General features: G+C 60.0%; 16 protein-coding genes. 7 read left to right on the top strand and 9 right to left on the bottom strand.

Going from position 1 to position 13486, the window contains the following annotated elements; genetic code table 11:
• Positions 1 to 196 precede the first annotated feature (196 nt).
• Positions 197 to 2338 (top strand): methyl-accepting chemotaxis protein, encoded by a 2142-nt coding sequence (locus J4E42_RS21320; RefSeq protein WP_008037252.1) that lies wholly within the window; start codon positions 197 to 199, stop codon positions 2336 to 2338.
• Between the two features lie 141 nt (positions 2339 to 2479).
• Here J4E42_RS21320 and J4E42_RS21315 read toward each other — a convergent pair whose 3' ends face one another.
• From J4E42_RS21315 to J4E42_RS21305, 3 genes are read right to left on the bottom strand one after another with little or no spacing between them, the layout of a single operon-like run.
• Positions 2480 to 3103, bottom strand: a complete 624-nt coding sequence (locus J4E42_RS21315; protein ID WP_008025916.1) for an SOS response-associated peptidase — start codon at positions 3101 to 3103, stop codon at positions 2480 to 2482.
• 35 nt (positions 3104 to 3138) lie between these two features.
• Entirely contained in the window at positions 3139 to 3399 is a 261-nt protein-coding gene (locus tag J4E42_RS21310; protein WP_008025915.1) for a putative signal transducing protein, read from the bottom strand.
• 8 nt (positions 3400 to 3407) lie between these two features.
• Positions 3408 to 3590 carry a CPXCG motif-containing cysteine-rich protein gene (locus J4E42_RS21305; RefSeq protein WP_008037248.1) on the bottom strand — a complete coding sequence of 61 codons (183 nt, stop codon included), beginning with the start codon at positions 3588 to 3590 and terminating at the stop codon, positions 3408 to 3410.
• A 139-nt stretch (positions 3591 to 3729) separates the two neighbouring features.
• Here J4E42_RS21305 and J4E42_RS21300 point away from each other — a divergent pair, with 139 nt between their 5' ends.
• Complete coding sequence (locus J4E42_RS21300) at positions 3730 to 4896, top strand: 1-acyl-sn-glycerol-3-phosphate acyltransferase (protein ID WP_032828604.1); 1167 nt, start codon at positions 3730 to 3732, stop codon at positions 4894 to 4896.
• A 127-nt stretch (positions 4897 to 5023) separates the two neighbouring features.
• On the opposite strand, the gene J4E42_RS21295 is transcribed toward J4E42_RS21300, so the two are convergent.
• Positions 5024 to 5308, bottom strand: a complete 285-nt coding sequence (locus tag J4E42_RS21295; protein ID WP_192228956.1) for a hypothetical protein — start codon at positions 5306 to 5308, stop codon at positions 5024 to 5026.
• Between the two features lie 195 nt (positions 5309 to 5503).
• On the opposite strand from J4E42_RS21295, the gene J4E42_RS21290 reads away from it, so the two are divergent.
• Positions 5504 to 5710, top strand: coding sequence for a hypothetical protein (locus J4E42_RS21290; protein WP_008025908.1), 207 nt, complete (start codon positions 5504 to 5506; stop codon positions 5708 to 5710).
• Positions 5711 to 5898: 188 nt separating this feature from the next.
• Here J4E42_RS21290 and J4E42_RS21285 read toward each other — a convergent pair whose 3' ends face one another.
• On the bottom strand, positions 5899 to 6483 hold the full coding sequence (locus J4E42_RS21285; protein WP_192228955.1) for a YajG family lipoprotein: 585 nt from the start codon (positions 6481 to 6483) through the stop codon (positions 5899 to 5901).
• A 202-nt stretch (positions 6484 to 6685) separates the two neighbouring features.
• Between J4E42_RS21285 and J4E42_RS21280 the strand changes: the two genes are divergently transcribed.
• Complete coding sequence (locus J4E42_RS21280) at positions 6686 to 6919, top strand: hypothetical protein (protein WP_008025904.1); 234 nt, start codon at positions 6686 to 6688, stop codon at positions 6917 to 6919.
• Positions 6920 to 7656: 737 nt separating this feature from the next.
• On the top strand, positions 7657 to 9165 hold the full coding sequence (gene mqo, locus J4E42_RS21275; RefSeq protein ID WP_008025902.1) for a malate dehydrogenase (quinone): 1509 nt from the start codon (positions 7657 to 7659) through the stop codon (positions 9163 to 9165).
• A gap of 172 nt (positions 9166 to 9337) precedes the next feature.
• On the opposite strand, the gene J4E42_RS21270 is transcribed toward mqo, so the two are convergent.
• From J4E42_RS21270 to J4E42_RS21255, 4 genes are all read right to left on the bottom strand, one after another.
• Positions 9338 to 9625 carry a PA4642 family protein gene (locus J4E42_RS21270; protein WP_008037237.1) on the bottom strand — a complete coding sequence of 96 codons (288 nt, stop codon included), beginning with the start codon at positions 9623 to 9625 and terminating at the stop codon, positions 9338 to 9340.
• Positions 9626 to 9688: 63 nt separating this feature from the next.
• Positions 9689 to 10174 carry a hypothetical protein gene (locus tag J4E42_RS21265; RefSeq protein WP_008025899.1) on the bottom strand — a complete coding sequence of 162 codons (486 nt, stop codon included), beginning with the start codon at positions 10172 to 10174 and terminating at the stop codon, positions 9689 to 9691.
• A gap of 155 nt (positions 10175 to 10329) precedes the next feature.
• Entirely contained in the window at positions 10330 to 10803 is a 474-nt protein-coding gene (locus J4E42_RS21260) for a WbuC family cupin fold metalloprotein (RefSeq protein ID WP_008037236.1), read from the bottom strand.
• Positions 10804 to 10807: 4 nt separating this feature from the next.
• Positions 10808 to 11365: a hypoxanthine-guanine phosphoribosyltransferase gene (locus J4E42_RS21255; protein ID WP_090180149.1), complete on the bottom strand. Its 558-nt coding sequence runs from the start codon at positions 11363 to 11365 to the stop codon at positions 10808 to 10810.
• Positions 11366 to 11528: 163 nt separating this feature from the next.
• Between J4E42_RS21255 and upp the strand changes: the two genes are divergently transcribed.
• Both upp and J4E42_RS21245 read left to right on the top strand, forming a co-directional pair.
• Entirely contained in the window at positions 11529 to 12167 is a 639-nt protein-coding gene (gene upp / locus J4E42_RS21250) for a uracil phosphoribosyltransferase (protein WP_008025893.1), read from the top strand.
• Positions 12168 to 12169: 2 nt separating this feature from the next.
• Positions 12170 to 13444, top strand: coding sequence for a uracil-xanthine permease family protein (locus J4E42_RS21245; protein ID WP_008025891.1), 1275 nt, complete (start codon positions 12170 to 12172; stop codon positions 13442 to 13444).
• Positions 13445 to 13486: the final 42 nt, after the last annotated feature.

Here is a 13486-nt window from a genome sequence, read left to right as displayed (position 1 = left end):
TGGATTTCGGACAAAGCTCTCATCAACAGTAGGAAAAAATTCACATACCGCCACCCGCCACGGCCAGTCACGGCCGGCAATGATTCAATTGCGACATCGACGGCTCCAAAACAGCCATTTCGTCGCACCTCACTCATGGCCCTCGAGCCCCCTGCCGATACAGCACCGCAGAAGTCCTCTTGCGTGCGGAGCACCCATGAAATTCAAGTCCATCCAGTTTTCCGTGGCGGCCCTCGCTGGCGCCATCGTATTAAGTGTCGTGGCGGCCCTGGTGCTGTACGCGCTGTTTTCCGGCGCACGGACGCAAGACATGGTTCAGGATCGGACCCAGGCGCAATTCGAGCAAGTCATCGAGCAGCGCCTGACGTCCCTGGCGCAAACCCAGGTCAGCCAGATCCAGCGTGAACTCGAAGCGCCGCTGCTGATTGCCGGCGGACTGGTGCGGGTCAACGCCCTGATCGGCACGCCAGGCGCCGATGGCCAGCCGCAACTGAACCTGAGCCGCGAGCAATTGATCAGCCTGATCAAGGAAAACGTCGCCAAAAACCCGAAGATTCTCGGCACCTACATCGGTTGGGAAAAAAACGCCCTCGACCACAACGACGCAGCTTACGTCGACACCAAGGTCGTCGGCATCGACGCCAGCAACGGGCGTTTCCTGCCGTGGTGGTTCCGCAACGAAGACGGCAGCCTGGGCCTGGACAAACTGGTGGACGTCGACGACCAGAAAACCCTGTCTACCGGCGTGCGCGCCAGCGAGTACTACCTGTGCTCGAAAGAAACCAAAAAATCCTGCGTGATCGATCCGGCGCCCTACAAGGTCGGCGACAAAATCGTCATGCTCGCGTCCTTTATTGAACCGATCATGCTCAACGGTGCGTTCCAGGGCATCGTCGGCGCCGACCTCTCGGTGAACTTCATCCAGGAAATGCTCCTGGGCGCGAACCAGAAGTTGTACAACGGCTCGGGCGTCATGGCGCTGATCGGCGGTAATGGCCGGATCGTTGCCTACACCAAGGACCCGAGCAAATTCGGCGAGAAGGTCAGTGACATCCTCGACAGCCAGCAGATCGCCAACATGGCCAATCTGAAGCGCGGCGAAGTCACCTACACCGTCGACAAGGCCCAGGGCCGGATCGAGTTGTACCTGCCGTTCGGCATCGGCCAGACCGACGCTCGCTGGACGCTGATGCTGCAACTGCCGCTGAACGCGGTGATGGCCGACCTGCAAAAACTCCAGGCCGACCTGAACACCCAGCGCAAATCCGACACCTTCGGCATGGCCATGGTCGGTCTGCTGATCGCCGGCGTCGGCTTGCTGGTGATCTGGCTGGTGGGCCACGGCATTGCTCGCCCACTGAAACAAATGGTGGCCATGCTCGACGACATTGCCAAAGGTGAAGGCGACCTGACGCGCCGCCTGACCAGTGATCGCGCCGACGAACTGGGCTCGATCGCCAAAGGCTTCAACACTTTCCTCGCCAAGTTGCAGGCGATGATCACCCAAGTGGTGACGTCGGTGCAGAGCGTCAGCGATTCGTCGGAACACACCGCTGACATCGCCATCCGCACCAACATTGGTGTGCAAAAACAAATGGTCGAGATCGATCAGGTCGCCACGGCGGTGCATGAAATGACCGCTACCGCCCAGGACGTGGCGCGCAACGCGACCCAGGCGGCGCAAGCGGCCAGCCATGCGGATCAGGCGGCCTCTCAGGGCAAACAGATCGTGCGGGATACGTCGAACTCGATCGGCGTGCTGGCCGTGGAAATCGGCAAGGCTGTCGGCGTGGTGCAAAACCTGGCCAAGGACAGCGAGAACATCAACGCGATCCTCACCGCCATTCGCGGCATCGCCGAGCAGACCAACCTGCTGGCCTTGAACGCCGCCATTGAAGCGGCACGCGCCGGCGAGCAGGGCCGTGGTTTTGCGGTGGTGGCCGATGAGGTGCGCAACCTCGCGCAGAAAACCCAGAAGGCCACCGAAGAAATCCAGACCATGATCCAGCAGCTGCAACAAGGCACGCGCGATGTGGTGCGGGTGATGGAAGACAGCCAGAACCGCACCGACGAAAGCGTGCAGCATGCGGCGAAAGCGGCTGAAGCGCTGGATGCGATCACTCAGGCGGTGTCGGTGATCAACGACATGAACACGCAGATTGCCAGCGCAGCCGAGGAACAGAGTGCGGTGGCGGATGACATCAACCGGAACGTGATCAACATTGGGCAAGTGGCCAATGAAGTGGCGGGCGGTGCGGATGAATCAAGCGCGGCGAGTGCGGGTTTGACCAAGCTGGCTGAGCAGCAGCGGCGGTTGATCAATCAGTTCAAGGTTTAAGGATTGCCGGAAGGTCCTGCGGACCTTATCGCGAGCAGGCTCGCTCCCACAGGGGATCTGTGTAGCACACAAATTTTGTGTTCACTGAAGATCAACTGTGGGAGCGAGCCTGCTCGCGATGGGGCCAGCCCAGACAACCCATCAGCCGGGAGTCAAACACTCCGGCCCATTCAACTTCGGATCATTCACCAGATTCGCCAACACCCGCTCGCGCAACGCCGCGGGTTCACTGGCCAGTAATCCCTGCAACACATGCAACGGCGTCTCGGGATCGAGCCACGCCTCCTGTCCCGCCGCATCCAGGATCAACGGCCGACGCTGACTCGCCGCCGGTTGCGTGATCACGGCCGTGCTCAGCCACACCTGCTCCTGTACCGGATACGCCTCCCAGATCGCCGCGAAAAACAGCGTCGACCCCTCCCCCGGCGTCAGCCAATACGGACGCTTGCGGGTGCCGCCGCGCCATTCGTAAAAACCGTTGGCCGGCAACAGGCAGCGGCGCTCGCGCAGGGCCTGGCGAAACATCGGTTGCTCGGCCACGGTTTCGGCGCGGGCATGGGCCGGCGTGCGGGACAGATCGGTGAGCCACGGCGGCGTCAGCCCCCAACGGGCGCGGGCCAATTCACGCTCGCCGTCGGCGCCGGCACGCAGCATCAACACCGAATCATTGGGGGAAATATTCCACTGGGCCTGCTGATCGGCGGGGAAGCCAGGCAGGGCCGCGAAGGCGGGGTTCCAGCGAAACAGGGCATAACGTCCACACATGGGGCAACACGACTCTTGATCAAACGAACGTCAGCCTAACAGACCAGCGTACCGGGAAAGCTTTCCGGTTCATCGCCGGGCATCGGCAGCGCGGCATTGTACGCGGTGATCAACTCCCGGGCGTATTCGGCCTGATCGTTATCCACCGACAAGCCCAGCAGGCCGAAGATCGGCAATTCGCCGGTGCCGCCGAGCAAATCGCGGCCGACCAGATGCGCCTCGACGCCCTCGCTGGCCAACATGCTTTGCAGCAACTCGCCTTCCATCAGGTTTTCCGGTTCGTAGATTCGCTGCATGGACGCCCTCACTCGTTCTCGCTGAACACTTCGAGATGCCACTCCTCTCCATGAACCTGCAACACAAACTTAATTGGCCGACAACACACCTGACAGTCCTCGATATAGGTCTGATCACCCGCCGACAAATCCACAGTCGTCTCGACCTCTTCACCACAATACGGACATTCATACTCTGCAGTTTCCAGCATCGCGGTCTCCCAAGTGACTTGTGCGTATAATCGCCGGTCTATTTGCAGGGCTATTTTTGTCTGGCTAACTTTTCAGACCGTGCCCCGTTGGTTTTCGATCAAAACCTTTACTTACCCTAGCCGTTTCTAACAAGAGAGCATGATGGGCGAATTCGATGCCATCCGACCTTACGACGACAGCGAAGTCCCAGCGGTGCTGGCACGCTTGCTCGGCGACAAGGCGTTTCTAGATATCCTCACCCACTTCCGCTTCCCGCGTTTTGCCGGTGCCTTCGGCTGGATGCTCAAACCTCTTATAGCTCATCGGCTGCGCCGTGAGTTCGCCGGCATCGATTCGGTGGCCACGCTGCAGGACAAAGTCGAGTATTACGTCGACCACACCATCGAGCGCGCCACGGACGGTGTCACGTACACCGGCGTCGAGCAATTCAAGTCCGGCAGCGCCTACCTGTTCATCGCCAACCACCGCGACATCGTGATGGACCCGGCCTTCGTCAACTATGCCGTGTACCACGCAGGCCTGCCGACGCCGCGCATCGCGATTGGCGACAACCTGCTGCAAAAGCCCTTCGTCAGCGACCTGATGCGCCTGAACAAGAGCTTCATCGTGCACCGTTCGATCACCGGTCGCCGCGAGAAAATGGCGGCTTATCAGCTGTTGTCGGCGTACATCAACCACTCGATCCGCAACGATTGCGCCTCCATCTGGATCGCGCAGGCCGAAGGCCGGGCCAAGGACGGCGACGACCGGACCGAGTCGGCGATCCTCAAGATGTTCCACATGAGCCGCAAGGACGAGCCGTTCGGCGAAGTCATCCGCTCGCTGAACGTCACCCCGGTGTCGATCAGCTACGAATACGACCCGTGCGACCAGGCCAAGGCCCGCGAACTCTACATCCGCGCCACCACCGGCACCTACACCAAGGCGCCAGGCGAGGACGACGTGAGCATCGCCAAGGGCATTACCGGCTACAAGGGGCGAGTCCACGTGAACTTCGCCGCGCCGATCACCGAGCTGTTCGAAGACACCAAGCAATTGGCGGTCGAGATGGACAAGCAGATTCTCGGCGGCTACCGCTTGTTCCCGGTGCACTACCTGGCTTACGCGCAGTGGAAGGATGCCGACCCGCAGTTGCAGGTGCCGAAAGCGTCTGATGTGTTTGCTGCCGACGAACTGGCGAAAGCCCAGGAAGAATGGCAACAGCGCCTGGACGCTTGCCCGGAAGAACATCGTCCGTTCCTGGTGCTGCAATACGCCACGCCGGTGCGTAATCAGTACCGTGTGAAGGCCGGGTTGCCGCTGTAACTCCGGCCTGGATACAAACCCTGTGGGAGTGAGCCTGCTCGCGATAGCGCTGTGTCAGCCGACATCTCTGTAGCTGATACAGCGCTATCGCGAGCAGGCTCACTCCCACATTGGTTTTACGGTGTGCTCAGACCCGCGTGCTGATCCATGACACCAGCAGCGCCAACCCCAGGCAGGCGAAACCGAAGCGGTAGAAAAACCGGTTCATGCGCAAGGTCGCACCATCCAGCATCAACATTGGCTCATCGATGCGACGGCTCTGGCTCCGCGCTTCGAGGCTGGCCAACGCGCGTTGTTCGCGACGACGCGTAGCGTGCAGCAGCCAGCTGCCCGGAAAGGCCAGCAGCAAGGCGAGCAGGTTGATCAATTTGGCGGGATGGGCGGTAAACAGCGTCATCAAATGCAGCGACATCACGAACCTCGGACAAAACTGGTGTGGCGGAAGCCAGATCGACGGCCGCGGCGCGGATTCTACCGAAAGCCGTCCCTCCTGCCCGCCGCTATACGATAAATAACTCACCATTTGGCAGATTCCTGCCCTGCGTCACGGCTTCGTCATCTGAATGCGCCAATCTCTCGCCCCACCAAAACCGACATGGATACCGTCATGCTGCACGCTGAAAACCAGGATCGCCTCTATCTCATTGCTCAAAGCGACGAACAACAAACTTTGGTCGGCAGCCTTGCCTTCAACGTTCAGGATCGTCATTGGCTGGTGTATTGCGCGCTGGGCGGGCATCAACATGCGGATCTGCCGGAGGCGGATTTGCTGACAGGCGTGAGTGTGCTGGAGTTTTACTCGCAAGCCGCCTGACACCAACACCCCACCCTGTAGGAGCGAGCTTGCTCGCGAAAAACTTCAGAACAACCCGCTGAATCAGACAGCTCGCGTTATCGTTAACGTCCATCGCGAGCAGGCTCGCTCCCACAGTTGTTCGGTGTATAGGCACAAAAAAGCCCGGGGCCATTGCTGGCGCCGGGCTTTTTGATTTCAGCGAAAACTTATTCGCCGAGAATCTGACCCACGGTCGGGTCCTTGAACAGGCGCGTCAACGCATCGCTCAACACATCGCTGACCAGCTTGGTGTTGGTTTCCTGGTTCGGCGCCATGCCGAAACGCTGATCCAGGGATGCACCGTAACGACCGCTGTAGCGGCGGTTGGCGTTCTGCACGTCAGAGCGGAAGGTCGCGCCGATGGTCGCCTCGGTCACATACATGCCTTCTTTAGGCGACTGATACTTCAGCTCGGCCAGGGTCACGGTCAGTTGCGGGGCATTCGGCGCATTGTTAGTCGGGGTAAAGCCGAGCAAGCGCACGGCCGCTTCGGCCTGGGCCTGCAGCTTCGGCAGAATCTGCGCGCCCTGCACCGTGATCGCGCTGGTCTCCGGATACAGACCGCCACGGGTGCCCAGGGTTGGCGACGGACGACCGTCCACCACACGCACCACGACTGGCTGGCCATGGCCGACCGGTGCCAGCTGAGTGGTCAGCTTCGGCTCCGGACTCAGTTGTTGCGGGCTGTGGGCGCAGCCAACCAGGGTCAAACTGGTCACAGTGATCAAACCGAACAACAGGCGTTGCAACATGCTCTTCTCTCCAGAATCAGGCACAAACAGGCCGGCAGTATAGCGGTGCGCCACTGCGGGTAACTAGCGTCATGCAACGAATACCAGAATCTCAGACAAACCCCGTGGACCGCGGTTCCTGTCACACATCGTTCACCCTCCTTTCACCTGCGCGTCACGACTTGCTGACAACGTATGCGGTAAATCCCACGAGGTATTTGCCATGCGCCTTCTCGTCTCCCTGTTCACACCGCGCCCGTTGCATCGCTGCTTCGCCCTGCTCGACCGCAACGGCCATTGCCAGGCATTCAAGCAGTGCAGCCTCCAGCCGATGGGCGATGGCTGGGTCGAAATCGAAGAAATCCGCCTCAACTGGCTGCACCATCCCCTGCCCGCCAGCGCCCGTGTCAACCAGCGCCAACCCCGCGCTCGCGCTCAACAACTGCTGGCGACCTGACCAGACGCCTAATAAAAGTCATTAAACACGTCCATTTCCCCGCGTTTCTTAGATACAATCTCCCCCCGATTATAAGGACGTCTCCTGATCGGGCCTCGCAGCAATCGTCAATGCTTCGGTATTGGCACCCCGCACCGCCCACAGAGAGCCGCCCACACAGATCGAGTGAAGCTGGCGCGCTTGCTGTTCCTTGAGCAAAAACCCCACTTTTCGCGAATCTGCAGAGCTGTCATTACGCTCGGTCACTGAGCTGTTTGCCCGTTTTGCCTGTCATGTATTCCATGGCGGCGATCCATCCGGGCACGGTGCCAGGCTGGGACAGCCCTTTTTTGAGGTTCACGTCTTCAAAAGAGCGTGAAAAAAACGGGTTTTCACAACTTCACAAGAGTGTGGCGAGCAAATGAATAGTTTTGCGTCTGAACATGCACCATTAGCGTCTGAAACAGCCCAACGACACAGGACCGAGTATTCCTCGAACACCGGAGCCTGAAGCCTGTCCGCTACGGATTTGGTTGCACAAACGGATGTCTCGACCATAAGTCGAATTGCCAGTCGCGCGTTGAAATGAGTTCATTGACCTCATAAACCCGGCCGGTAGCGTCCGTCGAAGTTGCGATAAATTGCGAAGATTCGGACATGGCGACACTGCCATGGGTACCTGGGGCATCACTGACACGCCCTGAACGCCTGGCAGCCATGCCGACAATTTGGTGCTGCAGATTTTGGAGACGCGTTAAATGGCGCATAACGAAGCAGTCGACGTAGTACTGGTTGGGGCCGGCATCATGAGTGCCACCCTCGCTGTACTGCTCAAAGAGCTCGACCCCGCGATCAAGCTGGAAGTCGTCGAGCTGATGGATTCCGGTGCCGCGGAGAGTTCCAACCCGTGGAACAACGCCGGTACCGGTCACGCCGGGCTGTGTGAGCTCAATTACACGCCGCAGGCCGCCGACGGCACCGTCGACATCAAGAAAGCCGTGCACATCAACACTCAGTTTGAAGTGTCGAAGCAGTTCTGGTCCTACCTGACCAAAAAAGGCACCTTCGGCTCGTGCAAGACCTTCATCAGCCCGGTGCCGCACCTGAGCTTCGTCCAGGGCGACAGCGGGGTGTCCTTCCTCAAGGAACGCTTCAAGGTGCTGAGCAAGCACCACGCCTTCGCGGACATGGAATACACCGAAGACAAGGCAAAAATGGCCGACTGGATGCCATTGATGATGCCGGGGCGTGACGCTGGCGAAACCCTCGCCGCCACCCGTGTGATCAATGGCACCGACGTCAACTTCGGCGCGCTGACCAACCAGTTGCTCAAGCACCTGACCAGCGCACCCGATGCCCAGGTCAAGTACTGCAAGCGCGTGACCGGCCTGAAGCGCAACAACGGCGGCTGGACCGTCAGCATCAAGGACGTCAACAGCGGCAATACCCGCGAAGTCGACGCCAAATTCGTGTTCCTCGGCGCGGGCGGCGCGGCATTGCCGCTGTTGCAGGCGTCGGGCATCGAAGAAAGCAAAGGCTTCGGCGGCTTCCCGATCAGCGGCCAGTGGCTGCGTTGCGACAACCCTGAAGTGGTCAAGCATCACCAGGCCAAGGTGTACAGCCAGGCTGCCGTGGGTTCGCCACCGATGTCGGTGCCGCACCTGGACACTCGCGTGGTCGATGGCAAGAAGTCCCTGCTGTTCGGACCTTACGCCGGTTTCACCACCAAGTTCCTCAAGCACGGCTCCTTCATGGACCTGCCGATGTCGGTTCGCGCCGGCAACATCGGCCCGATGCTGGCCGTGGCGAAAAACAACATGGACCTGACCAAGTACCTGGTCAGCGAAGTGATGCAGTCGATGGAGCAGCGTCTGGATTCCCTGCGTCGCTTCTACCCTGAAGCGAAAGCCGAAGACTGGCGCCTGGAAGTGGCCGGCCAACGGGTGCAGATCATCAAGAAAGACCCGAAAAAGGGCGGCGTTCTGCAGTTCGGTACCGAACTGGTCGCGGCCAAGGACGGTTCCCTTGCTGCCCTGCTGGGCGCTTCGCCAGGCGCGTCGGTGACCGTTTCGATCATGCTGGAACTGATCGAAAAATGCTTCCCGGCCCAAGCGTCCGGCGAGTGGGCAGCCAAACTGGCGGAAATCTTCCCGGCCCGGGAAAAGGTTCTGGAAACCGATGCTGCGCTGTATCGCAAGATCAACGCGCAGAACAACATCGCGCTGGAACTGGTTGAAGAAAGCAGCGAGACACCAAGCTTCGCTTGATCGTCGCGCATAAAAAACGCCCCGTTCTCATTGAGAGCGGGGCGTTTTTTTATGCCTGTTTCACGACAAACCTGATTTTGTAGGAGCCGGCTTGCCGGCGATGGCGGTAGCTCTGACACACCGCGTTGCGCCCATCGCCAGCAAGCTGGCTCCTACAGGAACAAGGATTACTTCAGCCGCGGGCTTTTTCGATCAGTTCGATGTAGTCCGGTGCGTTGCGCTGATCCTTGATCAACGCGACGAAGTCATTGCCGTGCTCGTCCTTGCCGTCCAGATCAAAACCGGCCTCGACGAAGAACGTCAGAAACCGCTCGAAGTCGTCGATACGCAGGCCACGGTAGGCCTTGATCAGTTTGTGCAGGGACGGCGAAGTGGCGTCGACCGGTTCGAAATCGAGAAACAACTTGATCTGCTCGTCGCCGATCTCGTCACCAATCACTTGTTTCTTATCTTTACGCATTGCCGACTCCAGCTCGCAGACATTTCACGGGGCGGGCAGTTTACCCCTCACTGGCCGCCGGGCTCAACGCGGACGAACGGCCCCGGTGTGCAGATCGGCCCAGACATGACCGTTGGCGTAGCTGAGGAACTGGCAATACACCGTGTCATTGCGCAGCAAGTCGATCACCACGCGGTATTGCGCCATCGGGTAAAACAGCGTCAGGGTTTTGCTCTTGTCGTCGTAGATCGGCTTTTTCAGGCTTTTGCTTTCGCCATCGAAGTTGACCAGCACCTGATTGATGGTCGCGCCCTTGTTCAAGGATTTGCCCTTGAGGCGGATCAGCAGCGGAGACGTTACCGGGATCGGCTGTTGGGTGGACTGCCGTTGGCTGCCGACCACCACCGAATACTCGGTGACCTGCAGCAATTGTTGCTGCTCCGGTTCGGCATCACGCAGCGTCAGGTCGTCAGGCGGCAGAAACTGCCCGTGCATCAGCGCCGGCGCGGCGGCCAGCGGCAGGCTGAGGGTCAGCAACAGGGCGGCGCAGCTGCGGATCAAAAGGCTCATGACGGGCTCCGAAAGGCGGGGCCGGGCACTTTAGCATGGGTACACACCGTCCCTGTAGGAGCGTGGCTTGCCCGCGAAGGCGGTGTGTCAGTCGATAACTAAGGGACTGACACACCGCCTTCGCGGGCAAGCCTCGCTCCTACAAGGGCCGGGTATCAATCGAACTGCGCGCGCATCCAGGCCTGATACTCGGCTACGCCCGGCTCGCCTTCACGTGGCGCCCAATCAGCCAGCTCACCTTCGCCCACAGGACGATAAGGACCGGCCTTGCACTCGAACATCAGGCTGTCGGCTTCCAGCACCACCAGGCCATGAAACACACCGGTTGGCAGGTCCACGCCGACGCAGTCGCCAGCGGCCTGCAGCACTTGCTTGCGCACCACCGCGCCGGACTCGTCGAAGATCAACACGCCAAGCCGTCCCTTGAGGACCAGCAAGGTTTCAGCCTTGTTCTCCCCCAGATGCCGATGAGGCGGGATGTACGTGCCCGGCTGCAAACCCACCGCCATGCGATGGCAGGCGTCTTCCATCTGATGAAAATTGTGGTGCTGGCGTCCACGCGGATTGGCCGCTGCTTTCTCGGCCAACTCAGTGAACAGGGTTTGATCAAGAAAGCTCGGCGCGGCCATGTGCTTACATCCCTTTAACGGCAAAAATCCCGTTTGCGTTACGCCAGTAGCCTTTGTAGTCCATGCCGTAACCGAAGATGTAGCGGTCGATGCACGGCAAACCGACGAAATCGGCTTTCAGGTCCGGACGAGCCTTGCGGTCGTGGTCCTTGTCGATCAGCACAGCGGTGTGCACTTTGCGCGCGCCGGCGTGTTTGCAGAAGTCGATGATCGCGCCCAGGGTGTGACCTTCGTCGAGGATGTCGTCGATGATCAGCACGTCACGGTCGATAAACGACACTTCAGGCTTGGCTTTCCAGAAGAGGTCGCCGCCGCTGGTTTCGTTGCGATAACGGGTGGCGTGCAGGTAGGACGCTTCCAGCGGGAATTGCAGATGGGTGAGCAGCTTGCCGGCGAAGATCAGGCCGCCGTTCATCACGCAGAACACCACCGGGTTGCTGTCCGCCAGTTCTTCATTGATATGTGCACCAACGCGGGCGATGGCCGCCTCGACTTCAGCTTCGGTGTACAGGCAGTCAGCCTCTCGCATGATTTGACGGATATGCTCGAGATCAGCGGACATGGCGCTCTCCAAGGGGTGGCATTCAGGAAAAGCGGGCAAAGGTACGCATCCCGCACGGCCAGATCAAGCGTTTGTGGACTAACGTACTCTATTGTCTATAGGACAACACCCTCGGATAGATTAATCTAGGCCGGTTTTTTTGCCCGCCGCCGGAGCCTTTCCCATGCCCATCCTCGAGATCCGCCATCCGCTGATCCGTCACAAACTCGGCCTGATGCGCCGCGCAGACATCAGCACCAAGAATTTCCGCGAGCTCGCTCAGGAAGTCGGTGCCCTTTTGACCTATGAAGCCACCAAAGACCTGCCGCTGGAATCCTACGACATCGAAGGCTGGTGCGGCACCGTGTCGGTCGAGAAAATCGCCGGCAAGAAAATCACCGTGGTGCCGATCCTGCGCGCCGGCATCGGCATGCTCGAAGGCGTGCTGAGCCTGATCCCGGGCGCCAAAGTCAGCGCCGTGGGCGTGGCCCGCAATGAACAAACGCTGCAAGCCCACACGTATCTGGAAAAACTGGTTCCGGAAATCAACGAACGCCTGGCAATGATCATCGACCCGATGCTCGCCACCGGCAGTTCCATGGTTGCCACCATCGACCTGTTGAAAAAAGCCGGTTGCCGCGACATCCGCGCCATGGTGCTGGTCGCCGCGCCGGAAGGCATCGCCGCTGTGGAGAAGGCTCACCCGGACGTGACCATCTACACCGCTTCCATTGACGAGAAACTCAACGAACACGGTTACATCATCCCGGGCCTGGGCGATGCCGGCGACAAGATCTTCGGCACCAAGCAGAAGGACGCTTGAGCATGCAGCAAGAGTTCAACGATCCGCTCTGGCGCACGGTGCTGTCGGGTGCGCAGATGCTGTTCGTGGCCTTTGGCGCGCTGGTATTGATGCCGCTGATTACCGGCCTCGACCCGAACGTGGCGCTGTTCACCGCCGGTTTGGGGACGATTCTGTTCCAGATCGTCACCGGGCGTCAGGTGCCGGTGTTCCTGGCATCGAGCTTCGCCTTCATCACCCCGATCATTCTCGCCAAAGGCCAGTTCGGCCTCGCGGCGACCATGGGCGGTGTGATGGCGGCGGGTTTTGTCTACACCTTCCTCGGCCTCGCCGTGAAGATCAAAGGCACCGGTTTCATCGACCGTTTGCTGCCACCGGTGGTGATTGGTCCGGTGATCATTTCCATCGGCCTGGCCATGGCGCCAATCGCCGCCAACATGGCGATGGGCAAGGCTGGCGACGGCTCCGAACTGATTCATTACCAGACAGCCATGCTGATCTCGATGCCGGCGCTGCTGACCACGCTGATCGTTGCGGTGTTCGGCAAAGGCATTTTCCGCCTGGTACCGATCATCTCCGGCGTGCTGGTCGGTTTTGCGATGGCGTTCTATTTCGGCGTGGTTGATACCGCGAAGATTGCCGCTGCACCGTGGTTCGCGATCCCGAACTTCACTGCGCCGGAATTCAACTGGCAGGCGATTCTGTTCATCGTTCCGGTGGCATTGGCCCCGGCCATCGAGCACATCGGCGGCGTGATCGCCGTGGGCAGCGTGACCGGCCGTGACTACCTGAAGAAGCCAGGCCTGCACCGCACGCTGCTCGGCGACGGCATAGCAACCACCGCAGCCGGCCTGTTCGGCGGCCCGCCCAACACCACGTACGCCGAAGTGACCGGCGCGGTGATGCTGACCAAGAACTACAACCCGAAAATCATGACCTGGGCGGCGATCTTCGCCATCAGCCTGGCGTTCATCGGCAAGTTCGGCGCGTTGCTGCAAAGCATTCCGGTGCCGGTGATGGGCGGGATTCTGTGCCTGTTGTTCGGTTCGATTGCGGCGGTGGGGATGAACACGCTGATTCGCCACAAGATCGACCTGGGCGAGGCGCGCAACCTGGTGATCGTTTCGGTAACGCTGGTGTTCGGGATTGGCGGCGTGCTGGTCGGCACCGGCACCGGCCCGGACGACTTCGGCCTCAAAGGCATCGCGCTGTGCGCGGTGGTGGCGATTGCGCTGAACCTGTTGCTGCCGGGGAATGACAGCTGGAAGCACAAGAAGGCGGATGAGCCGTTGTTGTAAACCGTAGATTTTTGTCGCGGTTCAGGACGCTATCGCCGGCAA

Origin of the sequence: Pseudomonas sp. FW300-N2A2 (assembly GCF_017351735.1) — a bacterium.
Taxonomy (GTDB): domain Bacteria; phylum Pseudomonadota; class Gammaproteobacteria; order Pseudomonadales; family Pseudomonadaceae; genus Aquipseudomonas; species Aquipseudomonas migulae.
The sequence above is the reverse complement of the archived record's forward strand: the minus strand, read 5'-3'. Positions and strand labels throughout refer to the sequence as shown.